Here is a 24,872-nt window from a genome sequence, read left to right on the forward strand (position 1 = left end):
CCCTGTTTAGAATTTTGTTGTTGCTTCTGATCGGAGTCGTCTTGTTTAGAATTTTGTTGCTGATTCTGATCTGAGTCATTTTGTTTAGAATTTTGTTGTTGCTTCTGATCCGAGTTACCCTGTTTAGAATTTTGTTGTTGCTTCTGATCCGAGTTACCCTGTTTAGAATTTTGTTGTTGCTCCTGATCGGAGTCGTTTTGTTTAGAATTTTGTTGTTGCTTCTGATCGGAGTCGTTTTGTTTAGAATTTTGTTGTTGCTTCTGATCGGAGTCGTCTTGTTTAGAATTTTGTTGTTGCTTCTGATCGGAGTCGCCTTGCTTAGAGCTTTGCTGCTGATTCTGAGCTGAATTATCTTGTTTAGAGTGTTGCTGCTGATTCTGGGAAGACTCCTTGTGTTCCTCTTTTTGTTGCTCGTCATTGCTATCTTTATTATGTTTCATACTTCTAGTCTGTTCTTTTTTCTCATCCTCTTGATTACTAGGCTGTTGCTCCGAGTTATCTGTTTCGTTTTTCTCTGTCGTATTTGATTTTTTTTTCTTACGTAGCCAATTCCAAATCATATGTATTCCCTCTTTGATTGTGTAATATAGTGCTATTTTGTGGCTAATTTTGTATATTATTCATTTATTTATGAAAAGAAGAAGGAGTTTGGTTTACGTAGAAAAAAACATGTAGTAAGCAGTTCATACTATAACGGGGAGAGGGAGAGTCTGTGCAAATTGTAAAAAAAGAGAAGTTTATTTTAAAAGAATTTACGTTTGAAAATGGTAGGGGAATTCCTGTTCAAATGGGGTATGAGACGTATGGTACTTTAAATAGAGAAAGGTCAAATGCGATTTTGGTATGCCATTATTTTAGTGCAACGAGTCATGCGGCAGGAAAATATACAGCGCATGATGAGGAGTCTGGTTGGTGGGATGGTTTAATTGGACCAGGAAAAGCAATTGATACAAATAAATATTTTGTTATATGCACTGATAATCTTTGTAATGTGCAGGTGAAGAACCCTTATGTGTTTACAACGGGACCGAAATCGATTCATCCGAAAACTGGAGATGAATATGCGATGGATTTTCCGGTTTTTACATTTCTTGATGTAGCTCGTATGCAATATGAGTTAATAAAAGATATGGGAATCTCAAGGTTACATGCTGTAATGGGACCGTCAGCTGGCGGGATGATTGCGCAGCAATGGGCTGTTCATTATCCTCATATGGTAGAGCGGATGATTGGTGTTATTACGAATCCGCAAAATCCAATTATTACGTCGGTAAATGTAGCACAAAATGCAATTGAGGCTATTCAACTGGATCCAAGTTGGAAGGGCGGAAAATATGGAGAAGAGCAGCCAATGAAGGGACTTCATTTAGCAAATAGAATGATGTTTATGAACGCATTTGATGAGCATTTTTATGAAACAACATTCCCTCGTAATAGTATAGAAGTAGACCCTTATGAAAAGGTTTCTACATTAACATCATTTGAGAAAGAAATAAATAAAGTGACATATAGAAGTATAGAGTTAGTAGATGCAAATTCATGGATATACACTGCGAAAGCAGTTTTATTACATGATATTGCGCATGGATTTTCGTCTTTAGAAGAGGCGCTTTCTAACATAGAAGCAAATGTACTTATGATTCCGTGTAAACAAGATTTGCTTCAGCCGTCACGTTATAATTATAAAATGGTAGACATTTTGCAAAAACAGGGGAAATATGCGGAAGTGTATGAGATAGAAAGTATAAATGGGCATATGGCGGGAGCATTTGATATTCATTTATTTGAAAAGAAATTGCATGAGTTTTTAAATCGGAAAGTATCTAGTTTTGCGTAGAAAATAAATGGTGTGAAAAAGGTGCGATGTATGTAGTAGGCACCTTTTTTTACATGATTTGTAGACGGAAAATATATGTGGCAATTGCTATACCGAAGAATGCGATACTAAGCAATAGAAATAAGAATGACATTTCTTGTGGTGATTTTATCTTTTTATTATTTTTCATACTAAGAGCAATAATTGCAATGATTAAGAAAATGATGCCCATAATGAAAAGAAAAAGTGTCATTTTCATTGGCTCCTTTCATAAAACAAGTATATTGAGGATACAATGCACGAGTTATGTTTGTAAAGAATAAGTTTTGCGGGAAAATTGAGAAATAAAATTTCCATTCTTTGCGTTCTTTCTTTCGCATGCTAAAATTGACTAGATATGCTTGTTTAAGGAAGAGACTAAAGGTTTTATTGTATATAAGGAGGAACGACATATGACAGAAGTTAAAACAATTACTACAGAAGAAGTGCAAGAGCGTTTAGAAAATGGAGAAACGTTATTTTTAGTAGACGTAAGAGAAGATGAAGAAGTAGCAGCAGGAAAAATTCCAGAAGCTGTACATATTAAAATGGGTGATATCCCAAATAAAGTAGATTTCTTTGATAAAGAGAATGAATATATCTTTATTTGTCGTTCGGGAATGCGCAGTGAAAATGTATGCCATTATTTAAATGAACAAGGATTTAAAACAGTAAATATGGTTGGCGGAATGCTTCAATATGAAGGTGAAACGAAATAGTTAATAGTTAAAAACTTGAAACGAGTCTGTTTCAAGTTTTTTTCTTTTGCATACAGTGTACAAAAGGGGGATAGGTAAATGGGGATTAACTTGCGGAAAGTAAAAATTATTAATAATACAGGGGCTGTTAATGTTGGTGACTGTTATGATATCTCACCTTTAGCTGTAGCAAAAATATACGCAGGTGCTGGAGGATCGAGTGCGGCTATTTTTTTAAATGGGAAAAGGCAGCCAGAAGCGGTGATTCGAACATCAGTATTTCTTCCGCCATTAGCAACGAGTACACGTACATTAGGTTCATAGAGGAAAGGTAGAGTGTGATTATGCCTGCTCATATAAAAGAGTTTGTTATTGTGAATAACACTGGGAATATATTTACTGGTGATAATTTGAGTGATACGTCATTTACCGCTTCGAAATCGTATAGTGGCTCAATGGGGTGCACTTGGATTGACGTTGTTACAGTAATAGGGACGGAGACGAAGCTCTGTTTACAGCCGGGAGATTCTGTTACGACAACATATACAAGAGGTACTCCTGCTGGTACTTTAACGGGAACAAATACGGGGCAAAGTGTAAATACATCGAGTATAGCACAAGCTGTCCCTAATACAGATAATATGGATTCAGTTGCTGGACTCCCTTAAGGAATTAAGGGAGTTTTTATTATTAAAAATAAAAATAGTCTTTGAGATTGTTTTTGTAAATACATATTAAAAAGAAGAGGTTTGTTTGATGTAAAAAAGATGGTGTGTAGGTGGTGAAAGTGTGAAAGGGCGCGATAAACAAAATTCATTAAATTCTAATTTCAGAATTTCACCAAATCTTATTGGACCTACTTTTCCTCCTGTTCCAACGGGATTTACGGGTATAGGGATTACAGGTCCAACCGGTCCACAAGGCCCGACTGGCCCACAAGGACCGAGAGGATTACAAGGTCCGATGGGGGAGATGGGCCCGACAGGACCTCAAGGTGTGCAAGGGATACAAGGACCAGTTGGACAAATGGGTGCAACTGGACCAGAAGGACAGCAGGGTCCACAAGGGTTAAGGGGGCCGCAAGGAGAAACTGGAGCGACAGGACCTCAAGGAGTGCAAGGGTTACAAGGACCGATTGGTCCAACCGGTCCAACTGGAGCACAAGGAATACAGGGAGTACAAGGGCTACAAGGTCCGATTGGGGCTACTGGACCTGAGGGCCCCCAAGGAATTCAAGGTGTGCAAGGGGTACCAGGAGTAACTGGTCCACAAGGAATACAAGGAGCGCAAGGGATACAAGGAGTGCAAGGCCCGAGTGGAAGTACTGGTCCAACAGGAGTAACTGGTCAGGGGACAACGGGTCCGACTGGAATAACAGGTCCAACAGGGATAACTGGACCATCTGGAGGACCTCCTGGTCCAACGGGGGCAACAGGTGCGACAGGTCCGGGTGGTGGCCCGAGTGGAAGTACAGGTGCGACTGGAGTAACGGGAGCAACTGGAAATACTGGAGCAACAGGTCAGGGGATTACTGGTCCGACGGGAAGTATAGGAGCAACAGGTGCGCAGGGGCTACAAGGAATTCAAGGTATCCAAGGTCCGATTGGCCCAACAGGTCCAGAAGGACCACAGGGGATTCAAGGTATTCCTGGTCCGACAGGAATAACTGGTGAACAAGGAATACAAGGAGTTCAGGGAATTCAAGGAGTAACAGGAGCAACAGGAGATCAAGGTCCACAAGGGATACAGGGGGCTATAGGGCCTCAAGGAGTAACGGGAGCAACAGGAGATCAAGGCCCACAAGGTATTCAAGGAGTACCAGGTCCATCAGGAGCAACGGGACCACAAGGTGTTCAAGGGATTCAAGGACCGATGGGTGATATAGGACCAACAGGTCCAGAGGGTCCAGAGGGACTTCAGGGCCCGCAAGGAATACAAGGAGTGCCAGGACCAGCTGGAGCAACAGGTCCAGAGGGTCCGCAAGGTATACAGGGAATTCAAGGGCCAATAGGAGCAACCGGTCCAGAAGGTCAACAAGGTATACAGGGGGCTATAGGACCTCAAGGTATAACCGGAGCAACAGGAGCACAAGGAGCAACTGGAATTCAAGGTGTACAAGGGAATATAGGTGCAACAGGTCCAGAGGGCCCGCAAGGTGTTCAAGGTGCTCAAGGAGCGATTGGCCCAACAGGTCCAATGGGAGCACAGGGAGTGCAAGGTATTCAAGGAATACAAGGACCGACGGGTGCGCAAGGAGTGCAGGGGCCACAGGGAATTCAAGGAGTCCAAGGTCCAACAGGAGCAACAGGAGATACCGGTACAACGGGTGCGACAGGGGAAGGAACTACAGGCCCAACGGGAGTAACCGGTCCAACAGGGATAACTGGTCCTTCTGGAGGACCAGCCGGACCGACTGGCCCAACAGGTCCATCAGGTCCGACGGGAGTGACTGGTCCATCAGGTGGACCACCTGGACCGACAGGAGCAACCGGAGCGACAGGGGTAACAGGAGATACCGGAGCAACGGGCTCAACTGGAGTGACAGGAGCGACAGGAGAAACGGGAGCAACCGGAGTTACGGGTTTACAAGGCCCACAAGGAATTCAAGGAGTGCAAGGTGACATAGGTCCAACCGGCCCACAAGGAGTTCAAGGTCCGCAAGGGATCCAAGGAGTAACGGGGGCAACAGGAGAACAAGGTCCGCAAGGGATTCAAGGCCCACAAGGAATCCAAGGTCCAACCGGCCCACAAGGAATCCAAGGAGAACAAGGTCCGCAAGGAATTCAAGGAGCAACCGGAGCCACTGGGGCACAAGGTCCACAGGGGATACAAGGGATACAAGGGATACAGGGTCCGACCGGTCCACAAGGCCCAACTGGAATTCAAGGAGTGCAAGGCGAAATAGGTCCAACTGGTCCGCAAGGAGTGCAAGGGTTACAAGGTCCACAAGGTCCAACAGGGGATACAGGAGCAACCGGAGCACAAGGTCCAACAGGGGACACTGGTCCAACCGGTTCACAAGGAATTCAAGGTCCAACAGGTCCAACTGGAGCGGGAGCAACCGGAGCCACTGGAGCGACCGGAGTGACTGGAGTTAGTACAACTGCAACGTATGCATTTGCGAATAATACATCAGGAACCGCTATTTCCGTTTTATTAGGTGGTACGAATATTCCATTACCGAACAATCAAAATATTGGACCAGGAATAACCGTTAGTGGTGGAAATACTGTATTTACAGTTGCGAATGCAGGGAATTATTATATAGCCTATACAATTAATCTAACGGCAGGATTAGTTGTAAGTTCTCGTATAACCGTAAATGGCAGTCCGCTTGCGGGAACGATAAACTCTCCGACATTGGCTACTGGTTCATTTAGTGCACCAATAATTGCTAACTTGCCTGCTGGAGCCGCTATTAGTCTGCAGTTATTTGGATTAATTGCAATAGCTACATTATCTACGACAACACCAGGGGCTACTCTAACGATTATTAGATTAAGTTAAGAAGAAGAAAACCTTGGGGGCTTTTATGCTTCAAGGTTTTTTATCTCATTATTTGTATGTAGTCTCATTGATTAATAAAGTTTCACTTTATTCACTTGAGCAAAAACATCGCAGTTCGAAAATATATTATAATAGAATGAAAAGAGAGAAATTTGGCAGAAAGGGAGGGTGGCGATGCAGGAGATGGTTACAGATTTTTTTGGACGCCCACTTCAAGATTTGCGCATATCTGTCATTGATCGTTGTAATTTTAGATGTACATATTGTATGCCAGCGGAAGTCTTTGGGCCAGATTATGCTTTTTTGAAAGATGAGTTTTTACTGACGTTTGATGAAATTGAACTTTTGGCAAAACTATTTGTTAGCATCGGTGTACGAAAAATTAGACTTACTGGTGGCGAGCCACTGTTGCGTAAAGATTTAACAAAACTTATTGCACGTCTCGTGAAAATTGAAGGGTTAGTAGATATAGGGTTAACGACAAATGCAATTCATTTAACGAAACAAGCAAAAGCATTAAAAGAAGCTGGATTACATAGAGTAAATGTTAGTTTGGATGCAATAGATGACGATGTATTTAAGGGCATTAATGGCCGTAATATCAATACGAAACCTGTTATAAAGGGAATTATGGCTGCAAAAGAGGCCGGGCTTGATGTAAAGGTAAATATGGTTGTGAAAAAAGGGGTGAATGACCATCAAGTACTTCCGATGGCTGCTTATTTTAAAGAGCAAGGAATCACACTTAGGTTTATTGAGTTTATGGATGTTGGTAGTACAAATGGATGGAACTTTGACCAAGTCGTTACAAAGCGAGAGTTAATTGAGATGATTCATAGTGTGTATCCACTTGAGCCAGCTGAAGCGCATTATTTCGGTGAAGTTGCGAAGCGATATCGTTACGTTGGAACAAATGTCGAAGTCGGTTTTATTACTTCTGTTTCAGAGTCATTTTGTTCCTCTTGTACGAGAGCGAGAATTTCGGCAGATGGAAAGTTTTATACTTGCTTATTTGCGACAGAAGGATTGGATGTAAGGGAACTTCTTAGAGGAAATCTTTCGGATGATGAGTTAGTAAGCGTTATACAAGGTGTATGGATGAATAGAAAAGACAGGTATTCGGATGAACGGACAGAAGAAAGTGCAAAGAATCGTCCGAAAATTGAAATGTCTTATATAGGAGGATAAGAAAGGGGGCTATCGTATGCAGGAGCGATATTCAAGACAAATATTATTTTCTGGTGTTGGAGAAGAAGGACAGAGAAAAATTAGAGAGAAGCATGTGCTTATTATCGGCGCTGGTGCTCTCGGTGCAGCGAATGCAGAAGCAATTGTTAGAGCAGGTGTTGGCAAAATAACAATTGCGGATCGTGATTATGTAGAATGGAGTAATTTACAAAGACAACAATTATATACAGAAGAAGATGCAAAGCAGTATAAACCAAAGGCGGTAGCAGCAGCAGAGCATTTACAAGCGATTAATTCTGAGGTGAAAATAAATCCGGTTGTGACTGATGTAACAGTGCAAGAAATGGAAGCGTTAGTGAATGATGTAGATTTAATATTAGATGCGACAGATAATTTTGAAACACGTCTTCTTATTAATGATATTTCACAAAAGTATAATATTCCGTGGATATATGGTGGTTGTGTCGGAAGCTACGGAGTAACGTATACAATTTTACCAGGAAAAACACCGTGTTTCCGCTGTTTAATGGAACATCCAGCGAGCGGGGCAACATGTGATACGGCGGGTATTATACAGCCGGCCGTGCAATTAGTAGTTGCACATCAAATAACGGAAGCGCTGAAAATATTAGTAGAAGACTATGGAGCGCTTCGCGAAACGATGTTATCGTTTGATCTTTGGAATAATCAACAGATGGCATTTAAAGTGAATAGGCAGAAAAAAGACACATGTTTATCTTGCGGAAGATTACGTACATATCCGAGTTTAACATTTGAAGCACAAACGAAAACAGAAGTGTTATGTGGCCGAAATACAGTACAAATCCGTCCAGGTGTGCGGAATGAATTTAATTTAGAAGAAATTAAAAAGCGCTTACAAAGAAGCGTGGATGTAAAAGCTACTCCGTATTTATTATCATTTCGGGTAGAGGAATTTCGTTTTGTTTTATTTACAGATGGCAGGGCCTTTATTCATGGGACGAATGATATAAATGTAGCAAAACGTTTATATGCAAGATATATAGGCTGAACCTAAAGGGAGCCCTTTAGGTTCAACAGAGAGAAGATTAAGACTTTCTCGTATAATCTCCACTTTTTCCACCTGTTTTTTCAAATAAATATGTTTCGCCAATAATCATACCTTTATCAACAGCTTTGCACATATCGTACACAGTAAGAGCTGTAGCGGAAGCAGCTGTTAAAGCTTCCATTTCAACACCGGTGCTACCTTCTGTTTTAACTTTTACTTCAATAAGTAATCGATATTGTTCTTCGGATTGTTTCCAATCGAAAGAAACGTCAACACCTTTTAATAATAAAGGATGGCACATTGGGATAATATCAGAAGTACGTTTCGCAGCCATAATACCTGCGATTTGTGCAACTGCTAGTACGTCACCTTTCCCAATTTTATTGTGAGAGATTTTATCGTAAATTTCTTTTGTAACGACAATGCTAGAGCACGCAATTGCTGTTCGAACGGTTGCTTTTTTGTCACTTATATCAACCATCTTCGCGCGCCCTTGGTCATTAAAGTGTGTGAATGAAGACATGGAATTCCTCCTTGAAGTAATTTCTATTTAATATATAAAGTTTAATCGAGATAAAAAAAATTGCAAATATGAGGTGAGAAACGATGGTAGAAAAACGAATTCCAATTCAAGTTGCTGAGGCAGTAGAGAGAGTAATGGAATATGCGAAGAATGGTGAAGTAGAAGAGGTTTCTATTACGGAAAGTTACGGGAGAATTCTTGGGGAGGATATTGTCTCTGATCATGACGTTCCTCATTTTGATCGTTCTCCTTACGATGGTTTCGCAATTCGAGCAGAAGATACGAAAGAAGCGAATCAAGAGAATTCAGTTGAATTTGAAGTAATAGGGGAAATCGGGGCGGGATCTGTTTTTTTAGATGAAGTAGGGCCTTTTAAAGCGGTTCGTATTATGACGGGAGCAGCTATTCCAGAGGGTTGTAATGCAGTCGTAATGCTAGAGCTGACGGAAGGTTTTGAGAAGAACGGAAAAACATATATGAAGGTAAAGCGTCCTTTTAATAGTGGTGACAATGTGTCATTTAAAGGCGAAGATATAAAACGAAATCAAGTTCTCGTTAAGAAAGGCGTTGCAATCAATCCAGGTGTTGCCGCCTTATTAGCGACGTTTGGATATAGTACTGTGAAAGTTGTAAAACAGCCTGTTGTTGGTATTGTGACGACAGGAAGTGAACTGCTAGAAGTACATGAGTCGTTACAGCCGGGGAAAATTAGAAATAGTAACTCGTATATGATTGCAGCTCAAATTATGAAAGCCGGAGGGAAAGTTCGTTATTATGGTCAACTTGCCGACGAGTTAGATGCATGTTTCGCCGCTGTTCAATCGGCGATGGATGAGGTTGATATTTTAATTACGACAGGCGGTGTGTCGGTAGGAGATTATGACTACTTGCCAGCTATTTATGAAAGATTACAGGCGAATGTACTCTTTAATAAAATAGCGATGAGACCAGGAAGTGTAACGACAGTAGCTGAAGTTGAGGGAAAGTTACTTTTCGGTTTATCAGGAAATCCGTCAGCTTGCTACGTAGGCTTTGAGCTATTTGTGCATCCGGTTATAAAAACATATTTGTACGCGAAAGAACCTCACGTATATAGAGCAGATGCTATTTTGCAAACGGATTTTCCGAAGCCAAATCCGTTTACTCGCTTTGTAAGAGCAAAGGTGACAATCGTGGACGGAGCATTACAAACGATGCCGATCGGCTTAGATAAATCGAGTGCGGTCTCTTCACTTGCCGATGCGAATGCTTTTATTGTGTTGCCTGGAGGAACGAGAGGATTTGAAGCAGGGATGAAAGTATCTGTATTGTTGTTAGAGCACGCCGAGGGATGTGAGTGGCCATGGGCAAAGCCCCTTCAATCTTACAAATAGTAGGGTATCAAAATAGCGGAAAAACAACGCTTGTTGAGAAAATTGTGTACGCATTAGCTGAACGCAAAATGAAAGTTGCTACAATTAAGCATCACGGGCACGGAGGTTTTCCAGAAGTAGCGCAAAAAGATAGTGAAAGGCACCGAAAGGCTGGTGCTGTTGTTAGTAGTGTAGAAGGCGCTGGATTACTTTCACTGTCGTCATTAAGAGAGGAATGGTCCTTGCAAGAAATTATTCGCTTATATGAGTTTTTTGAAGTGGATACAATTTTAATAGAGGGCTATAAAAAAGAGAGCTATCCGAAAGTAGTGTTACTTCGTTCTGCGGAAGACGTTGAACTTTTACATAAAGTAGAAAATATAGTAGCCGTTATTACGTGGCATGATGCTCCCGCAAACTTACGAGAAGAATATAAAGTATTTCATATAACAGAAGAAGAGTTGTATATAGACTGGTTTATACAAACGGTAAGGAGTACGAAATGACAAATACGTATTATGAAATAATTGATACAGAAATCTCGATTGAAGAGGTAGCGAAGAAGGTTATTCGCCGCGAATGCGGTGCTGTTACAACATTTATTGGAACGGTTAGGGAGTTTACGAAAGGGCGTCGTACATTATACTTAGAATATGTCGCTTATAAAACGATGGCAGAAAAGATGCTAGAGAAAATTGGCTCAGAAGTGAAAGAGAAGTGGCCAGGTACACACGTTGCGATTACACATCGCATCGGTACACTGCAAATTTCTGATATCGCGGTTGTTGTTGCTGTTTCAACACCGCATCGTAAAGCGGCCTATGAGGCGAATGAGTATATTATGGAACGCATAAAACAAATTGTTCCGATTTGGAAAAAGGAGTTTTGGGAAGATGGAGACTCATGGATTGGTGATCAATTAGAAAAAACACCATATCCGGCGGGAGAGCCTGGGAAGGAGCTATAAGTATGATTCGAGTATTGTTATTTGCGCACTTGCAAGAAGAAGCAGGAACAAGTGAATTACAAATAGAGAAAGAAAATATTACGGTTGCAGAGTTAAAAGATGTTGTTGCTAAAGAATATAATGTACCAGTGACAGCATCAACTATGGTTGCGATTAATGAAGAATACGCAAATGAAGATGACACGATTCGGGATGGTGATGTTGTTGCACTAATCCCACCAGTAAGCGGTGGTTAATATTGGATTCATTAAAACGACTTTCCTATATAGGGGAAGTCGTTTTTTTATGGCAGTTTTGCGAACACTAATTTATAGAACAAGGAGGGTATTATGAAAAAAATATGTGTAGTTATTACAATGATATGTTCGGTCTTCTTCTCTTCCCCAAGTGATTCTTTGGCGAAAGAATCGAGGGAACAGCTGTTAGAGAGTGCATTATCGAATAGGTACTATTCAGTTATTAGACAAGTGACAGAAGATCAATATGAATGTGCTTCCGTTATAAATATAAAGCGTCTCGGCAAGAACGGTGAGTTCGTTCCTAGATTTGAAATTACGCTACAATTTCTTACGTTCCAAGGTGCACATAATCCGCCGAATGATAAAGTTACACTTACTTTGGAAGATCATTTAGATCACGTAAAGATAAAGAAGGTGGAACGAGAAAAGAATGTTCCTGGTGCTATTGCAGAAAAAGTTTGTGAACGGGAAAAAGAAAAGATAAAAGCTCACTCTAATGATTCAGAGTGATCACCTATGAAATTTAGTAAAGAAAGGTAATGAGCGATGGACATACTTTTAGCGATTTTACCGGCTATATTTTGGGGAAGTATTGTGCTATTTAACGTGAAACTGGGCGGAGGACCGTATAGTCAAACGCTCGGTACAACGTTTGGTGCACTTATTTTCTCAATTGTTGTTTATATTTTTATGAAGCCCGTATTGACTCCTACTATTATCGGAGTTGGAATTGTGTCAGGTTTATTTTGGGCACTTGGTCAGGCGAATCAATTAAAAAGTATTGATTTAATGGGTGTTTCGAGAACGATGCCCATTTCAACAGGACTTCAATTAGTTGCGACGACTTTATTTGGAGTCATCGTATTTCATGAGTGGTCCACGACAATATCAGTCGTCCTTGGCGTTTTGGCTCTCGTTTGTATTATTATCGGTGTTATTTTAACATCACTTCAAAGTGAAGAAGAAAAGAGTGCAGAGCAGGCGGGGAATTTTAAAAGGGGCATTATCATTTTATTGATTTCAACAGTCGGCTATTTAGTTTACGTAGTAGTGATTAGACTATTTAACGTAGATGGTTGGTCAGCTTTATTGCCACAAGCAGTCGGTATGGTGTTAGGGGGCATTTTGCTTACATTTAAACATCATCCATTTAATAAATATGCACTACGAAATATTATCCCAGGATTAATTTGGGCAGCTGGAAATATGTTTTTATTCATTTCGCAGCCGCGTGTTGGAGTGGCAACTAGTTTCTCGCTATCGCAAATGGGAATTATTATTTCAACGCTTGGCGGGATTCTTATATTAGGTGAAAAGAAAACGAAACGTCAATTAACGGGTATTGTCGTCGGTATCGTTTTTATTATCGCGGCGGGAATTATGTTAGGTGTTGCAAAAAGTTAAAGGAGGTATTGAAATGTATAGTGATTTAGCTGGAAAAGTTGTCGTTATTACAGGGTCAGCAACTGGTCTTGGAAGAGCGATGGGAGTAAGGTTTGCTAAGGAAAACGCAAAAGTAGTAATTAACTATCGCTCGCGAGAGTCAGAAGCGCATGATGTATTAGAAGAAATTAAAAAAGTAGGCGGAGAAGCGATTGCTGTAAAAGGTGATGTGACGGTTGAAGCTGACGTTGTGAACCTCATTCAATCTGCTGTGAAAGAGTTTGGTACGCTTGACGTTATGATTAATAATGCAGGGATAGAAAATGCGATACCATCGCATGAAATGCCGCTAGAAGATTGGAATAAAGTAATCAATACAAACTTAACAGGTGCTTTTTTAGGAAGCCGAGAAGCGATTAAATATTTTGTAGAACATGATATTAAAGGTTCTGTCATTAATATGTCGAGTGTTCACGAGAAAATCCCGTGGCCGCTATTTGTGCACTATGCAGCTAGTAAGGGCGGCATTAAACTGATGACAGAAACGTTAGCGCTAGAATACGCACCAAAAGGCATTCGCGTAAATAATATTGGTCCAGGTGCAATAAATACGCCAATTAATGCAGAGAAGTTTGCGGATCCTAAAAAACGTGCTGACGTAGAAAGTATGATACCGATGGGCTACATCGGAAAACCGGAAGAAATTGCAGCAGTCGCAACGTGGCTCGCTTCCTCAGAGGCGAGTTACGTAACAGGAATTACTTTATTTGCAGATGGTGGAATGACGTTATATCCATCGTTTCAAGCAGGGCGAGGATAATATAAAAGGACAAAGAGTTTTATCTCTTTGTCCTTTTTTCTGCAAAAAAAAATAGCGGTCGGCTATTTTAAATTTAATGATTAATTGTATCTTGAAGAAATGCTGTTGCTTGATGTTCAGAAACATTTTGCACGAGAGCAACTTCGCTAATCATCATTTTTCGTGCATTATCTAGCATTTGTTTTTCGCTCGCATTTAATGCTCTCTCTTTATTACGGCGAAGTAAATCGCGAACGACTTCTGCACTATCTTGCAGATTGCCGTTTTTCATTTTTTCCATATTCATTGTATATCTCTGTTTCCAGGAAAGTGATGTGTCTGATTCCCCGTTTTGAAATTCAAGAAGTATACCATCTAACGTACCTTTATCTACGATATAACGAATACCTGATTTTTGTAATTGATCCATAGGAAGCATTATTTGCATGTCTTTACTAATGATACGTATCACACAATATTGACGTGTTGTTCCTAATATTTCTTTCTCTTCAATGGCTTCGATGACTCCTGCGCCGTTCATTGGATAAACGATTTTATCACCAATTTGAAACAAATCATCCACCTCCATATGTGGTAACCACCTTTAATGATAGCATAAGTTTATAAAAATGTCAAATTTTATATAATACCATAATGTTAATGTTATAGTCAATAAGTAAAAACTCTTTTTTTTATATATTTTTTCGTTCTTACGTATTGATGATTTTTTTAGAAAAATAGTACAGGTGAAGAAAGAAGGCATATCCACTTATTTTTAAGCATAAAATGTAAAAGCGCTAATACAATATACCTAAATCCGTTCTTTGCAAGGGAGGGAGAGAAGGTGGGGCGCACAATAAAAATTGATATTACAAATAAAGTTGTAGCTAAATTTAGACCAGATTGTTTGGAATTATATACGAGTAAATTTATGATAGGTAAGTTTTATGTCTATACTGAAGGTAAACAATATGTGTTAGAAGACGGATATATATATGAAGACGGAAAATTTTATCGCATCATAGATACGCACCGTGGCAATAATCAAGCGGCGGAGGGCTGCGATCTAGGATGGTGTTAACATGATTCGTGTGAAAGTGTTTGATGAAAGTCACGAAAAAGACTTAGAAGACGCTGTAAATGTTTTCTTGAAAAAGATTGATGATAGTAACTTTGTAGATATTAAGTACCAAGTCGGTGTTTCTATTAACGATGACGAAAACCAAATTTATTGTTTTTCAGCAATGATTGTTTATAAAGCATAAAAAAGAGCTGGGTGAGCCAGCTCTTTTTTATGTTTTATGTTGGGACAACATGTGTCGGTAATACGTTCATAATAGATTGAGTTGTGCCTAATTTCTTTGTCGCTAAAAGAGGCGCCCCTGTTTCATGGTTATGGGCATCTGTACACATACCAAGGTGATAACGATCACCTAAAAATGGATCGATATAAAAACCGTTTTTGAATACTTTATCATTCGGATGTTTTTCATGGTGAATGTCAGAGCAATTAATGCAATAGAACATAGCTTTCATCCCCTTTTTATTTTTGTTTGAAAAAAGTGAGGGGGTAGTCATTTCGCTCCTAAGGAAATGTTGAGGAGAAGAGAAATAACTACCTACTCAAATGGTGGGCATATTCCTTCTGATTTTTCATATCTCGCGTAGTGTCCCTGAGGGAAGGAGGAGGGACGAAATACGCAAGATACACGTAAGGCTCTTCTTTCAAGATGAATGATGGAGTTTCATATTGAGAGAAGTTTTTATTTTTTGTTGCCTTTGTGAGTATATTATGAGGAAATGCTCAGAGGGTGTTTGTCCTGTTGAAAAAATGTTGAGAATTTCTCAACAGTAAAAAAGAATTAGCGTTGACATAAAATCAAAAGGTGTTATATCATCTAAATGTAACCAAAAGGTGTTATGTTTTAATACCGAATAAAGGAGAATGAAAATGGAACAACAAAATACATTAACTGATATTAAACAAACGATCGTTTTTAACGCGTCTATTCAAAAAGTATGGAATGTAGTATCAACTGCAGAAGGGATTGCGTCATGGTTTATGCCAAATGATTTTGTATTAGAGGTAGGACATGAATTTCATGTGCAATCACCATTTGGACCATCACCATGTAAAGTGTTAGAAATTGATGAACCAAACCATCTATCTTTCTCATGGGATACAGATGGCTGGGTTGTTTCATTTAATCTGAAAGACCTAGGAGATAATAAAACAGAATTTACGTTAATTCACGGCGGCTGGAAACATCCTGATGAAATTCTTCCGAAAGCGAATGCGAAGAGCTCTATTATTCGCGATAGAATGAGCGGGGGCTGGGTAGCGATTGTAAATGAAAAACTGAAAAAGGTTGTTGAAGGCTAAGTGTCCTCATCAGCAGCGAAATATGATGTATTTCAAGCAATTGCTGATCCAACCCGCCGAGAAGTAATACGGTTATTAAGTGATAAAGAGTTACCGATTTCCAAAATAACGGATCATTTTCCGATGAGTCGTACTGCGGTTGTAAAGCACCTTCATATTCTTTCAGAAGCGAATTTAGTAAGCGGAACAAAAAGCGGAAGAGAGAAGATATATCGTTTGCATCCAGAACCATTAGAGGAATTACAACAGTGGCTCTCGTATTATGAACGTTTTTGGGATAATAAATTGTCCATGCTGAAACATATTGTGGAGAATGAAGAGTAAAAAGAGGATGACCGAAATGGTCATCCTCTTTATTATTGCTCACTTGTTTGTGTAGCTGGTTTTAATAAAATCCAAGCGATAATTAGTGTAAATACTGCTAATACGAAAGTACTCATATAAATGACGTGTACACTTGATGCTAATGCCTCTTGCGATTCGGTTACTACGTTTGCTGTAGTTCCTCCGTGTCCGCCACCAGATACAAGATCAAGGTTTTGAATACCACGTGCATGAATCATCGTATTAAAGATTGTGCCAAAAATTGCAGCACCTAACGTTTGACTAAATGTATTAATAAATGTGTTTAAACCGACTGCTGTTCCGCGCGTATGAGCTGGTACGGCTGCTTGAATTGTTACCATGTAAATAGGTGTCACAAGCCCCATGCCTAAGCCGAATAATCCGACTGCAACATAAATAAGGAACGATGGTGAATTTGTTGACAATGTAAATAATAAAAAGGTAGCAACTGATAAAATGCTAGCTCCAAGTAAAATAATTTGTTTCGTTTGTAATTTGCCAACTAAGTTACCGGAGAACATAGCACCGAACGTCCACATAACAGGAATTGGCATTAAAATGAGTCCAGCTTCTGTCGCATTTTTTCCTAATACACCTTGGCTCCAAATTGGAAGGTACATTGTAATACTAATAATCATCGCACCGGCAATAAGAGTTAAGATGTTTATTGTAGATAATGTACGGTTAGAGAAAAGTGCTAGCGGAATTAATGGTTCCGGAGATTTTTTCTCGATGTATAAGAAAATAATGAATGACACAGCCGCAAAGATTAATAGACCGATGATTGTAATGTCTCCCCAGTTTTGCTTACTGCTACCTGTTAATAATGCGTATAGTAAAGCAATTGTACTTAATGAGAAGATTGTCGCACCAAGGTAGTCGATATGCTGCTTGGCGGCAGACTTAACAGATTCCTTATAAGAAGTGGCAAACATTAAGCAAGCGATAATTCCGAAAGGAACGTTTAAGAAGAAAATATAGCGCCAAGAAAGAGAATCAACTAAAAAACCACCTACTAACGGCCCGATAACGCCAGATACCCCCCAAACGGCACTCATCCAGCCTTGTGCTTTCGCACGGTCTCTCGCTTCACTATATAAGTCGCCAATAATCGTCATTGTGATCGGCATAACAGCACCAGCACCTATACCTTGAAGAGCACGGAAGAAGATTAATTGTTCCATTGACGTAACGACTCCGCAAAGTGCAGAACCAATTAAGAAGATTGTAGCTCCGATGAGCAAAACTTTTTTACGGCCGAATAAATCAGCAAGCTTTCCGTATATTGGAGTCGAAACAGCTGTTGCAAGCATATAAATTGCATATACCCAACTAACAAGTTCGACGCCTGACAAATCACTCGTTATACGAGGGATCGCTGTACTAACAATCGTTCCTTCTACCGCAGAAAGAAACGTCATTAGCATTAAAGACATCATGACTTTTTTTCTCATATTTTTTCCCCTTACCCTTTTTTAAATATTCAACAATATAAAATATAAAGGTACTAAGGTATATAAAGCAACAAAAAAGCAATGGGAAGTCAGGAGGAGCGTATATTTGTCGTGGAATCGCCGATATAATTTCATATACCTATAAAAAAAGAAACAGGAAGCCCTGTTTCTTTTTTAATATGGCATTTTCGCGTTTTCTCCAGCTGTTGTTCCGGCAATTCTACCAGTAACGAGAGCAGATGTAATATTATAGCCGCCAGTATAACCATGAATATCAAGAACTTCTCCGCAGAAATATACGCCGTTCGTGAATTTAGAAGACATTTCTTTCGGATTAATTTCTTTAACGGATACACCGCCGCCAGTAACGAATGCTTTTTCAATTGACTGCGTACCATTTACATTCACAGTAAATTCTTTAAAGTCTTTCACAAGTGCACGAATCTTCTCGTGAGAAACTTGTCCAGCTTGTTCGCTGCCATCAATTTCATTCTTTTCTAATAAGAATAGGAAGTAACGTTCAGGAACATAACCTTTTAATACATTTTTAATTCCTTTTTTCGGATCTTCTTTCATTTGTTTCAGCATGCGCTGGAATAGTTGTTCACTATTTTCTTCTGGCAATGCATCGATACTCATTTGAATCGTATTCGTTTTAAACTTTTTCAGTGCTTTCACGACGAATTGGCTACAACGAAGAGCGGCAGGACCAGATAGGCCGAAATGAGTGAAGAGCATGTCCATTTTGTGAGAAATGATAGCTTTTCCTTTCGGGTTTAATACGCTTAAGTTTACATCGCGTAAAGCAAGACCTTGTAAGGAGCGATCACGAATAAATGGTTCATTTGAAAGGATTGGTACTTCTGTTGGGAATAGCTCTGTAATTGTATGCCCAGCTTTTTCAGCCCAAGCGTATCCGTCTCCAGTAGAGCCAGTTTGAGGAACGGATTTTCCGCCAACAGCGATAACGACGTGATTTGTTTCTAGCACTTCACCAGTTTGCAGTACGACTGCTTTCGTTTGACCGTTCTCATATTCAATTGTTTCAACGGGTGTATTCGTACGGATTTTTACACCTAAGTCTTTTAATCGTGTTAAAAGTGCGTCTACTACTGATTGTGCTTTATTTGATACAGGGAACATGCGACCATGATCTTCTTCTTTTAGTTGCACGCCAAGCTTTTCGAAGAATGTAATAATATCTTCATTATTGAAAATAGAAAAAGCGCTGTATAAGAAGCGGCCATTTCCTGGTATATGTTTAACGATCTCATCAAGTGGTAGACGGTTCGTTACGTTACAACGACCACCACCAGAAATCGCAAGTTTACGCCCTAGTTTATTTCCTTTATCAAGAAGTAAGACACTTGCGCCTTCTTCTGCAGCACCGATTGCAGCCATTAGCCCAGAAGGCCCGCCGCCGATGACAATAACATCATAATGCATAATATATCGACCTCATTTTCTACATTTCCTGCCTAAAAGAATAGCATGTTTTCCCTTAAAAGAAAAATAGAGTGAAGTACTGCTTAAGGATAGAATTGTGGTACAATACAAAAGTTAGAGTTCAGCACTATCCTGCTATTTGTGGGCAAGAAGACTAAAACCTTAAGATGTAAGAGAAATAAAAAGGAAATTTGGTAGCCCGTAAATGCTCGAATAGTTCAACTAATAAAGAGTAGGGAGTGAACACCTTCCCTGCAAATTATAGTTTCACTTTACCACGCTATTTGCCGGGCAGTAAGACTCCCACCTTAAAGTTTGCTTAGGACAAAGACATAGGTGGGAGATTAACTGCCCGTAAAGGCCCGATTGGTGGGGGCTAATAATCAGTGGGGAAGAACACCCACACTGATTAAAGTTTCACTTTATGTAGATGTAGGAGGATTTTTGTATGTCCGATTCGAAATTTCTGCGCGGAACGCTTATTGTTACGTTAGGGACATTTTTAGTAAAGTTCTTAGGCATGATTTACGTCTTTCCGTTTCATGCATTAGTAGGTACAGAAGGCGGAACGCTCTATACATATGGATACATTCCATATACGATCTTTTTAAGTATTGCAACGGCAGGGGTGCCGCTTGCTGTTTCCAAATTTGTTTCCAAATATAATGCGCTTGGCGATTATAAAACGAGCCGGAGAATGTTCCGCTCGGGAATGGTTATGATGATAGTAACAGGAGTTCTTTCGTTCCTAGTTCTATACATGACAGCGCCACTGTTTGCAGAAGCAATGCTTGGTAAACAAAGTATACACAGTAATGTAGAAGAAGTTACGACGATTATTCGTCTTGTAAGTTTTGCACTTATTGTTGTACCAGCAGCGAGTTTAATTCGTGGTTATTTCCAAGGTCACCAATCGATGGGACCGACTACTGTTTCGCAAATTATTGAACAAATTATTCGTATCGTCTTTTTATTAGCGGGTAGTTTTATCGTTATTAAAGTACTTGGCGGTACAGTTGCAACAGCAGTTGGGGTAGCGACATTTGCTGCGTTCGTTTCAGCAGTTGGAGCGCTCGGTGTACTCATTTGGTACTGGTTAAAACGTAAAAAACATTTGGATCAATATTTAATTGAACAAACTGTACCAGAATCGACAGTGAGTACCGTTCAATTATTTAAAGAATTATTTGCATATGCGATTCCTTACGTTGTAATTGGGTTAACAATTCCCTTATATCAACAAATTGATACATTGACATTTAACTCAATTATGCAGGCGATTGGCCAAGGTGATATCGCAGAACGAGCGCTTGGTATTTTCACAATGTGGACGCATAAATTAATTATGATTCCTGTATCGCTTGCAACAGCGTTTAGTTTAACGCTTGTACCAGCGATTACAAAATCATTTACTGAAAAACAATACCGTTATTTAAAGTTACAAATTACACAAACATTCCAGGCAAATATGTTTTTAACATTGCCAGCAGTTGTCGGTATTTCAACACTTGCATATCCAATTTATACTGCGTTCTATGACTCAGATCCATTAGGTGGACAAGTATTAATGTGGTATGCACCAGTTGCATTGTTATTCGCTTTATTTACAGTAACAGCAGCAATTCTGCAAGGAATCAATCAACAAAAACATGCAATTGTCGCGCTTATTATGGGTGTTATTTTGAAATTCGTATGTAACGTAATCTTTATTCGTTATTTCGGTACAGTTGGAGCGATTTTAGCTACTGCAGTCGGCTTCTTAGCTTCCGTATGGTATACGAATAGACAAATCAAAAAACATGTACACTATTCATTTGGTGTTGTATATAAGAGAACATTCCAAATTGCAATATTAACACTTGTAATGGTCATTGCTGTAAAGTTATCACAATGGATTCTGTCCTTCATGATTTCGCCTGATGGCCGAATGGGTGCTCTTATTACAGTTGTGGTTTGTGCAGGTATTGGTGGTCTTGTGTACGGATTGTTAGCAATTCGCACAGGAGTACTTGAAAGAGTATTTGGCGGAGAAGCGTTAGAGAAAATCCAACGTAAACTTGGCAATAGATTCAAAATAAAGTTGAAGTCAAAAGGGGCGTAATTACGTCCCCTTTTCTATGATAAATAAAGAAGGTGAAAAACGTGAGATTAGATAAATTATTAGCAAATATGGGATATGGAAGTAGAAAAGAAGTAAAGAAATTATTGAAAGACGGCGTTGTGAAAATTGATGGAACGCCAGTAAAAGATGCGAAGGTTCATGTAAATGTAGAAGAGCAAGAAGTTATGATTCACGGAGAAGTTGTGGAATATAAAGAGTTTGTTTACTTAATGTTGCATAAACCACAAGGCGTTATTTCAGCGACAGAAGATGATAATCATGAAACGGTAATAGATTTATTAGAGTTAGAAGATGCAATCTTTGATCCATTCCCAGTTGGACGACTTGATATTGATACGGAAGGTTTCTTATTGATAACAAATGACGGGAAGTTATCGCATCAATTGTTATCTCCGAAAAAGCATGTGCCGAAAAAATATTATGCACACGTTGCAGGAGTAGTAACAGAAGAGGATGTAAAAGAGTTTGCTAAAGGTGTTATTTTAGATGATGGCTATGAAACAAAGCCAGGTGCACTTACAATATTAAAAAGCGATGAGATTTCTGAAATCGAGCTTGTGATTACAGAAGGAAAGTTCCATCAAGTGAAGCGTATGTTTGAAGCGGTAGGGAAAAAAGTAGTCTACCTAAAGAGAACAGAGATGGGACCATTAGTATTAGATGAAGAGCTAGAACTGGGACAATACCGAGAGCTATCAGATGAAGAAGTAGAAATGTTAAAAACATATCAAGTAGATACTGAGAAATAGTGCTGTTTTTGGCGCAGAAAAGACCCCTTTCTAATGAGTTAGAAAGGGGTATGTATTTATTTACATACAATTATTTGTTCATTATGAGGTCATTCTCACTTTCTTTCCTGTTGTTGTCCACTTACCGCGGCAAGGGCTATACACGAGTTCATTAAACTGCAACACATTTAGATCACGTTGTATCGTTCGCGGTGTGATCCCGAACTCATCTACAAGGTCTTTCGTCGTTACCGTTCCGTTTTCATTGATGTACATATAAATTGATTTAATGCGTGTTAGCATACGAGTAGTTGTAGGTTTCAAGAGAAAACCACTCCTCTACTAGTTTTTTTGACCCCATTCAGGAAAGAAGGTCGTTACTACCATTGTACTCTACATGATAAAATTCATGCTTTAATCTACTTAAATTTTACAAAAGTTTAACAAATATTCATATAGAAAAATATTGGTAGTTGACATTGTATATATGGTCAGTCAACTAACACATAAAATTCTACGTAAAACGCCAAATTCCTGCAAATTTTTTTAGAAAAACAAAAGAAGAACTAATAAGAAATATCTGAAATATTAAAATTGTTAGGTATTTGAGTTTCGTATATGGCATAAGAGATTTCGGTTTGTTATGATGAAAGAAACAATATAGTGAAGGATGGATGCGTGATGTCAGCGATTAATTGGACAGAAGAAGTTGCAAAACGAAAAGATGATTTAATTCGTGATACACAACAATTTTTACAAATTAAAAGTGTATGGGAAGAAGAATCAGCGAAAGAGGGCGCACCATTCGGTGAAGGTGTAGAAAAAGCTTTATCTTTCATGTTACATAAAGGAGAAACTGAAGGTTTTGCTTCTAAAAATTTAGAAGGGTATGCAGGTCATCTTGAAATGGGGCAAGGAGAAGAGTTAGTAGGTATTCTTTGTCACGTTGATGTTGTACCAGAAGGAGATGGCTGGACGACTCCCGCATATAGTGCAGATATTCGCGATGGAAAGATTTTTGCACGTGGTGCAATTGACGATAAAGGCCCAACGATGGCAGCTTATTATGCGATGAAAATTGTGAAAGAATTAGGTTTACCTCTTTCAAAACGCGTTCGCATGATTTTAGGAACAGATGAGGAAAGCAATTGGAAATGTGTAGATCACTACTTTAAAAACGAGGAAATGCCAACAATCGGTTTTGCGCCAGACGCAGATTTTCCAATTATTAATGCAGAAAAAGGAATTTCTGATATACAAGTTGTGCAAAGTGGTAGTGAAGAGAAGAAAGGTACATATGAACTTGTTTCGTTTGAATCAGGTCGCCGTTTAAATATGGTTCCTGATTTTGCAGAAGCGATTATTACAGGAGAAGATGTAAATGCACTTACAGTAGCATATGAAGAGTATTTACAAACTGCTAAAAAAATAGGTGAAGCAATTGTAGAAGGTAATACGGTGACGTTGCAAATTAAAGGGATTTCAGCTCACGGATCTACTCCAGAAAAGGGTGAGAATGCAGGTTTATTACTGGCAAACTTCTTAACTACAGTTGCTCTTGATGGAAAAGGGGCTTCGTTTGCATCGTTTGTAACAGAAACATTTACAGGAGATATTTTAGGAGAGAAAGCTGGTATTTCGTATAAAGACGATATTAGCGGACCATTAACTGTGAATGTTGGTCGCCTTTCTTATACGAAAGAAAATGGTGGCAATTTAGGATTAAATGTACGTTATCCGGTTACGACTAACTTTGACGAAATGATTGCAAAGTTAAAAGAATACGTTGGTAATCATGGATTTAAAGTGGCGGATTATTCAAACTCTCGCCCGCATCATGTTGATAAAGACCACGTGTTAATTCGTACGTTGCAACGCGTATATGAAGAACAAACAGGTGAAAAAGCAGAGCTATTAGCAATCGGCGGCGGTACTTACGCTCGTTCATTGAAAGCTGGCGTTGCGTTTGGTCCGTTGTTCCCTGGAAAAGAAGAACTTGCGCATCAAAAAGACGAGTACATTGAAATTGAAGACTTATTAAAAGCAACAGCAATTTACGCGCAAGCAATTCATGAATTAGCGAAGTAATGGATATATAAATAAGAAGAGGCCGTCCCGATAAATATTTTGGGACGGTTTTCTGTTACGTATAGGTTGCTTTTCTTATCGTATTTAGTTGTTAAGTCGATATAATTTCATTTATTATTGCGATCTTAACTTGGTTAGACTGTTAGGAAAGTTTGATTCTATTTAATTGAATGAGATAAGAAAGAAAAGCAACAATAGAAAGAAGGAGAAGATGTACATGGAGCTGCATTATTTTGTCGCGATTACGTTACCGAATCATATAAAAGAAGTGCTGTCTAACTATAAAGAGGAAATGCAGGAGGAATTACCATTTCGTTCATGGGTACATAAAGAAGACTACCATATTACCCTTTCATTTTTAGGTAGTGCAACAGAGGAACAATTAGAAGGCATAAAGAATGGATTACAAACCTTTACAGAAACGCAAGAACTATCGTTCACATTACAAGGATTTTCTACGTTCGGTATGGAAGATAGGCCGCGTATTTTTTGGTCGAAGGTAAGCGAGAATCCCGATTTGTTCCAGTTACAAAAACAAGTACATGCTATTTGTGAAGAGAATGGATTTTCTTTAGAAACGCGCCCGTATCATCCGCATATTACTGTTGCTCGCAAATGGGTAGGAGAAGAGAAGTTTGATTTAGAACATATAAAGGAAGTGCCTGAAATATCATTTCAAGCGGATACGATTACTTTATACGAATCTCACGTAAAGGAGACACCGAAGTATAAAGCGATTGCTGAAATAAAATTACAAAAATAGAA

General features: G+C 39.2%; 29 protein-coding genes and 1 pseudogene. 22 read left to right on the forward strand and 8 right to left on the reverse strand.

Annotation, left to right across the window (positions count from 1 at the left end):
• Nucleotides 1-560 (reverse strand): annotated as a pseudogene (locus MKO96_RS25690) (spore germination protein); the annotation flags it as partial.
• A 152-nt stretch (nucleotides 561-712) separates the two neighbouring features.
• Here MKO96_RS25690 and MKO96_RS25695 point away from each other — a divergent pair.
• On the forward strand, nucleotides 713-1,837 hold the full coding sequence (locus tag MKO96_RS25695; RefSeq protein WP_240589092.1) for a homoserine O-acetyltransferase family protein: 1,125 nt from the start codon (nucleotides 713-715) through the stop codon (nucleotides 1,835-1,837).
• 49 nt (nucleotides 1,838-1,886) lie between these two features.
• Here MKO96_RS25695 and MKO96_RS25700 read toward each other — a convergent pair whose 3' ends face one another.
• Complete coding sequence (locus MKO96_RS25700; protein ID WP_063222421.1) at nucleotides 1,887-2,069, reverse strand: hypothetical protein; 183 nt, start codon at nucleotides 2,067-2,069, stop codon at nucleotides 1,887-1,889.
• 199 nt (nucleotides 2,070-2,268) lie between these two features.
• On the opposite strand from MKO96_RS25700, the gene MKO96_RS25705 reads away from it, so the two are divergent.
• The 6 genes from MKO96_RS25705 to MKO96_RS25730 all read left to right on the forward strand — a co-directional run bounded on the left by MKO96_RS25705 (nucleotide 2,269) and on the right by MKO96_RS25730 (nucleotide 8,278).
• Complete coding sequence (locus MKO96_RS25705; protein ID WP_000141212.1) at nucleotides 2,269-2,574, forward strand: rhodanese-like domain-containing protein; 306 nt, start codon at nucleotides 2,269-2,271, stop codon at nucleotides 2,572-2,574.
• A gap of 78 nt (nucleotides 2,575-2,652) precedes the next feature.
• Nucleotides 2,653-2,877 carry a spore germination protein gene (locus MKO96_RS25710; RefSeq protein WP_000512461.1) on the forward strand — a complete coding sequence of 75 codons (225 nt, stop codon included), beginning with the start codon at nucleotides 2,653-2,655 and terminating at the stop codon, nucleotides 2,875-2,877.
• Nucleotides 2,878-2,897: 20 nt separating this feature from the next.
• On the forward strand, nucleotides 2,898-3,221 hold the full coding sequence (locus MKO96_RS25715; RefSeq protein WP_240589093.1) for a hypothetical protein: 324 nt from the start codon (nucleotides 2,898-2,900) through the stop codon (nucleotides 3,219-3,221).
• Nucleotides 3,222-3,342: 121 nt separating this feature from the next.
• Entirely contained in the window at nucleotides 3,343-6,060 is a 2,718-nt protein-coding gene (locus MKO96_RS25720; protein WP_240589094.1) for a BclA-related collagen-like exosporium protein, read from the forward strand.
• A 174-nt stretch (nucleotides 6,061-6,234) separates the two neighbouring features.
• The gene (moaA, locus tag MKO96_RS25725) at nucleotides 6,235-7,248 is read left to right on the forward strand and encodes a GTP 3',8-cyclase MoaA (RefSeq protein WP_240589095.1); all 1,014 of its coding nucleotides are present in this window, start codon (nucleotides 6,235-6,237) and stop codon (nucleotides 7,246-7,248) included.
• 16 nt (nucleotides 7,249-7,264) lie between these two features.
• A complete protein-coding gene (locus MKO96_RS25730; RefSeq protein ID WP_240589096.1) occupies nucleotides 7,265-8,278 on the forward strand; it encodes a molybdopterin-synthase adenylyltransferase MoeB in 1,014 nt (337 codons plus the stop codon).
• A gap of 37 nt (nucleotides 8,279-8,315) precedes the next feature.
• Here the strand turns inward: MKO96_RS25730 and moaC are convergent, their stop codons facing one another.
• Complete coding sequence (moaC, locus tag MKO96_RS25735; RefSeq protein WP_048562060.1) at nucleotides 8,316-8,801, reverse strand: cyclic pyranopterin monophosphate synthase MoaC; 486 nt, start codon at nucleotides 8,799-8,801, stop codon at nucleotides 8,316-8,318.
• Between the two features lie 83 nt (nucleotides 8,802-8,884).
• Here moaC and MKO96_RS25740 point away from each other — a divergent pair, with 83 nt between their 5' ends.
• The 7 genes from MKO96_RS25740 (at nucleotide 8,885) to MKO96_RS25770 (ending at nucleotide 13,562) form a co-directional block, all read left to right on the forward strand.
• A complete protein-coding gene (locus MKO96_RS25740) occupies nucleotides 8,885-10,174 on the forward strand; it encodes a molybdopterin molybdotransferase MoeA (protein WP_240589097.1) in 1,290 nt (429 codons plus the stop codon).
• Nucleotides 10,144-10,659, forward strand: coding sequence for a molybdopterin-guanine dinucleotide biosynthesis protein B (gene mobB / locus MKO96_RS25745; protein ID WP_000513641.1), 516 nt, complete (start codon nucleotides 10,144-10,146; stop codon nucleotides 10,657-10,659). The genes MKO96_RS25740 and mobB overlap by 31 nt, the downstream gene beginning before the upstream one ends.
• Nucleotides 10,656-11,120 (forward strand): molybdopterin synthase catalytic subunit MoaE, encoded by a 465-nt coding sequence (gene moaE, locus MKO96_RS25750; RefSeq protein ID WP_087982506.1) that lies wholly within the window; start codon nucleotides 10,656-10,658, stop codon nucleotides 11,118-11,120. The genes mobB and moaE overlap by 4 nt, the downstream gene beginning before the upstream one ends.
• A gap of 2 nt (nucleotides 11,121-11,122) precedes the next feature.
• Nucleotides 11,123-11,356, forward strand: a complete 234-nt coding sequence (gene moaD / locus MKO96_RS25755; protein ID WP_000621775.1) for a molybdopterin converting factor subunit 1 — start codon at nucleotides 11,123-11,125, stop codon at nucleotides 11,354-11,356.
• 93 nt (nucleotides 11,357-11,449) lie between these two features.
• Nucleotides 11,450-11,869 (forward strand): DUF3888 domain-containing protein, encoded by a 420-nt coding sequence (locus MKO96_RS25760; RefSeq protein ID WP_240589098.1) that lies wholly within the window; start codon nucleotides 11,450-11,452, stop codon nucleotides 11,867-11,869.
• 36 nt (nucleotides 11,870-11,905) lie between these two features.
• Nucleotides 11,906-12,763, forward strand: a complete 858-nt coding sequence (glcU, locus tag MKO96_RS25765; RefSeq protein WP_240589099.1) for a glucose uptake protein GlcU — start codon at nucleotides 11,906-11,908, stop codon at nucleotides 12,761-12,763.
• Between the two features lie 13 nt (nucleotides 12,764-12,776).
• A complete protein-coding gene (locus tag MKO96_RS25770) occupies nucleotides 12,777-13,562 on the forward strand; it encodes a glucose 1-dehydrogenase (protein WP_087982501.1) in 786 nt (261 codons plus the stop codon).
• A gap of 73 nt (nucleotides 13,563-13,635) precedes the next feature.
• Here MKO96_RS25770 and MKO96_RS25775 read toward each other — a convergent pair whose 3' ends face one another.
• On the reverse strand, nucleotides 13,636-14,130 hold the full coding sequence (locus tag MKO96_RS25775; RefSeq protein WP_240589100.1) for a CarD family transcriptional regulator: 495 nt from the start codon (nucleotides 14,128-14,130) through the stop codon (nucleotides 13,636-13,638).
• Nucleotides 14,131-14,385: 255 nt separating this feature from the next.
• On the opposite strand from MKO96_RS25775, the gene MKO96_RS25780 reads away from it, so the two are divergent.
• Together MKO96_RS25780 and MKO96_RS25785 are read left to right on the forward strand one after the other, a co-directional pair.
• The gene (locus tag MKO96_RS25780) at nucleotides 14,386-14,622 is read left to right on the forward strand and encodes a DUF2553 family protein (RefSeq protein ID WP_000533797.1); all 237 of its coding nucleotides are present in this window, start codon (nucleotides 14,386-14,388) and stop codon (nucleotides 14,620-14,622) included.
• A gap of 1 nt (nucleotide 14,623) precedes the next feature.
• Nucleotides 14,624-14,806 (forward strand): sporulation protein Cse60, encoded by a 183-nt coding sequence (locus MKO96_RS25785; protein WP_000621751.1) that lies wholly within the window; start codon nucleotides 14,624-14,626, stop codon nucleotides 14,804-14,806.
• Between the two features lie 34 nt (nucleotides 14,807-14,840).
• Here the strand turns inward: MKO96_RS25785 and MKO96_RS25790 are convergent, their stop codons facing one another.
• Nucleotides 14,841-15,068: a DUF3973 domain-containing protein gene (locus tag MKO96_RS25790; RefSeq protein ID WP_140386909.1), complete on the reverse strand. Its 228-nt coding sequence runs from the start codon at nucleotides 15,066-15,068 to the stop codon at nucleotides 14,841-14,843.
• Nucleotides 15,069-15,492: 424 nt separating this feature from the next.
• Between MKO96_RS25790 and MKO96_RS25795 the strand changes: the two genes are divergently transcribed.
• Together MKO96_RS25795 and MKO96_RS25800 are read left to right on the forward strand one after the other, a co-directional pair.
• On the forward strand, nucleotides 15,493-15,924 hold the full coding sequence (locus tag MKO96_RS25795) for an SRPBCC family protein (protein ID WP_000437776.1): 432 nt from the start codon (nucleotides 15,493-15,495) through the stop codon (nucleotides 15,922-15,924).
• Nucleotides 15,925-16,248, forward strand: coding sequence for an ArsR/SmtB family transcription factor (locus tag MKO96_RS25800; protein WP_087982497.1), 324 nt, complete (start codon nucleotides 15,925-15,927; stop codon nucleotides 16,246-16,248). It begins immediately after the preceding gene.
• A 32-nt stretch (nucleotides 16,249-16,280) separates the two neighbouring features.
• On the opposite strand, the gene MKO96_RS25805 is transcribed toward MKO96_RS25800, so the two are convergent.
• Entirely contained in the window at nucleotides 16,281-17,723 is a 1,443-nt protein-coding gene (locus tag MKO96_RS25805; RefSeq protein ID WP_240589101.1) for an MDR family MFS transporter, read from the reverse strand.
• A gap of 174 nt (nucleotides 17,724-17,897) precedes the next feature.
• Nucleotides 17,898-19,169: a BaiN/RdsA family NAD(P)/FAD-dependent oxidoreductase gene (locus tag MKO96_RS25810; protein WP_087982493.1), complete on the reverse strand. Its 1,272-nt coding sequence runs from the start codon at nucleotides 19,167-19,169 to the stop codon at nucleotides 17,898-17,900.
• Nucleotides 19,170-19,617: 448 nt separating this feature from the next.
• Here MKO96_RS25810 and MKO96_RS25815 point away from each other — a divergent pair, with 448 nt between their 5' ends.
• Entirely contained in the window at nucleotides 19,618-21,270 is a 1,653-nt protein-coding gene (locus tag MKO96_RS25815; RefSeq protein WP_048562073.1) for a putative polysaccharide biosynthesis protein, read from the forward strand.
• Nucleotides 21,271-21,311: 41 nt separating this feature from the next.
• Nucleotides 21,312-22,040 carry a pseudouridine synthase gene (locus MKO96_RS25820; protein WP_001234944.1) on the forward strand — a complete coding sequence of 243 codons (729 nt, stop codon included), beginning with the start codon at nucleotides 21,312-21,314 and terminating at the stop codon, nucleotides 22,038-22,040.
• 81 nt (nucleotides 22,041-22,121) lie between these two features.
• On the opposite strand, the gene MKO96_RS25825 is transcribed toward MKO96_RS25820, so the two are convergent.
• Complete coding sequence (locus tag MKO96_RS25825; protein ID WP_000805512.1) at nucleotides 22,122-22,343, reverse strand: DeoR family transcriptional regulator; 222 nt, start codon at nucleotides 22,341-22,343, stop codon at nucleotides 22,122-22,124.
• Between the two features lie 357 nt (nucleotides 22,344-22,700).
• Between MKO96_RS25825 and pepV the strand changes: the two genes are divergently transcribed.
• A complete protein-coding gene (gene pepV, locus MKO96_RS25830; RefSeq protein ID WP_087982491.1) occupies nucleotides 22,701-24,107 on the forward strand; it encodes a dipeptidase PepV in 1,407 nt (468 codons plus the stop codon).
• A 217-nt stretch (nucleotides 24,108-24,324) separates the two neighbouring features.
• A complete protein-coding gene (thpR, locus tag MKO96_RS25835; RefSeq protein ID WP_240589102.1) occupies nucleotides 24,325-24,870 on the forward strand; it encodes an RNA 2',3'-cyclic phosphodiesterase in 546 nt (181 codons plus the stop codon).
• Nucleotides 24,871-24,872: the final 2 nt, after the last annotated feature.

The sequence above is a fragment of the Bacillus sp. ES1-5 genome (assembly GCF_022487605.1).
Taxonomy (GTDB): domain Bacteria; phylum Bacillota; class Bacilli; order Bacillales; family Bacillaceae_G; genus Bacillus_A; species Bacillus_A wiedmannii.

Bases quoted from the DNA above. Each gene is read 5' to 3' on its own strand.
- MKO96_RS25705 (WP_000141212.1), top strand. From the start codon at position 2,269: ATGACAGAAGTTAAAACAATTACTACAGAAGAAGTGCAAGAGCGTTTA.
- thpR (WP_240589102.1), top strand. From the start codon at position 24,325: ATGGAGCTGCATTATTTTGTCGCGATTACGTTACCGAATCATATAAAA.
- MKO96_RS25715 (WP_240589093.1), top strand. From the start codon at position 2,898: ATGCCTGCTCATATAAAAGAGTTTGTTATTGTGAATAACACTGGGAAT.
- moaA (WP_240589095.1), top strand. From the start codon at position 6,235: ATGCAGGAGATGGTTACAGATTTTTTTGGACGCCCACTTCAAGATTTG.
- moaC (WP_048562060.1), bottom strand. From the start codon at position 8,801: ATGTCTTCATTCACACACTTTAATGACCAAGGGCGCGCGAAGATGGTT.
- MKO96_RS25770 (WP_087982501.1), top strand. From the start codon at position 12,777: ATGTATAGTGATTTAGCTGGAAAAGTTGTCGTTATTACAGGGTCAGCA.
- MKO96_RS25700 (WP_063222421.1), bottom strand. From the start codon at position 2,069: ATGACACTTTTTCTTTTCATTATGGGCATCATTTTCTTAATCATTGCA.
- moaD (WP_000621775.1), top strand. From the start codon at position 11,123: ATGATTCGAGTATTGTTATTTGCGCACTTGCAAGAAGAAGCAGGAACA.
- MKO96_RS25710 (WP_000512461.1), top strand. From the start codon at position 2,653: ATGGGGATTAACTTGCGGAAAGTAAAAATTATTAATAATACAGGGGCT.
- mobB (WP_000513641.1), top strand. From the start codon at position 10,144: ATGGGCAAAGCCCCTTCAATCTTACAAATAGTAGGGTATCAAAATAGC.
- MKO96_RS25790 (WP_140386909.1), bottom strand. From the start codon at position 15,068: ATGTTCTATTGCATTAATTGCTCTGACATTCACCATGAAAAACATCCG.
- glcU (WP_240589099.1), top strand. From the start codon at position 11,906: ATGGACATACTTTTAGCGATTTTACCGGCTATATTTTGGGGAAGTATT.
- MKO96_RS25805 (WP_240589101.1), bottom strand. From the start codon at position 17,723: ATGAGAAAAAAAGTCATGATGTCTTTAATGCTAATGACGTTTCTTTCT.
- MKO96_RS25775 (WP_240589100.1), bottom strand. From the start codon at position 14,130: ATGGAGGTGGATGATTTGTTTCAAATTGGTGATAAAATCGTTTATCCA.
- MKO96_RS25810 (WP_087982493.1), bottom strand. From the start codon at position 19,169: ATGCATTATGATGTTATTGTCATCGGCGGCGGGCCTTCTGGGCTAATG.
- MKO96_RS25730 (WP_240589096.1), top strand. From the start codon at position 7,265: ATGCAGGAGCGATATTCAAGACAAATATTATTTTCTGGTGTTGGAGAA.
- pepV (WP_087982491.1), top strand. From the start codon at position 22,701: ATGTCAGCGATTAATTGGACAGAAGAAGTTGCAAAACGAAAAGATGAT.
- MKO96_RS25785 (WP_000621751.1), top strand. From the start codon at position 14,624: ATGATTCGTGTGAAAGTGTTTGATGAAAGTCACGAAAAAGACTTAGAA.
- moaE (WP_087982506.1), top strand. From the start codon at position 10,656: ATGACAAATACGTATTATGAAATAATTGATACAGAAATCTCGATTGAA.
- MKO96_RS25760 (WP_240589098.1), top strand. From the start codon at position 11,450: ATGAAAAAAATATGTGTAGTTATTACAATGATATGTTCGGTCTTCTTC.
- MKO96_RS25815 (WP_048562073.1), top strand. From the start codon at position 19,618: ATGTCCGATTCGAAATTTCTGCGCGGAACGCTTATTGTTACGTTAGGG.
- MKO96_RS25740 (WP_240589097.1), top strand. From the start codon at position 8,885: ATGGTAGAAAAACGAATTCCAATTCAAGTTGCTGAGGCAGTAGAGAGA.
- MKO96_RS25795 (WP_000437776.1), top strand. From the start codon at position 15,493: ATGGAACAACAAAATACATTAACTGATATTAAACAAACGATCGTTTTT.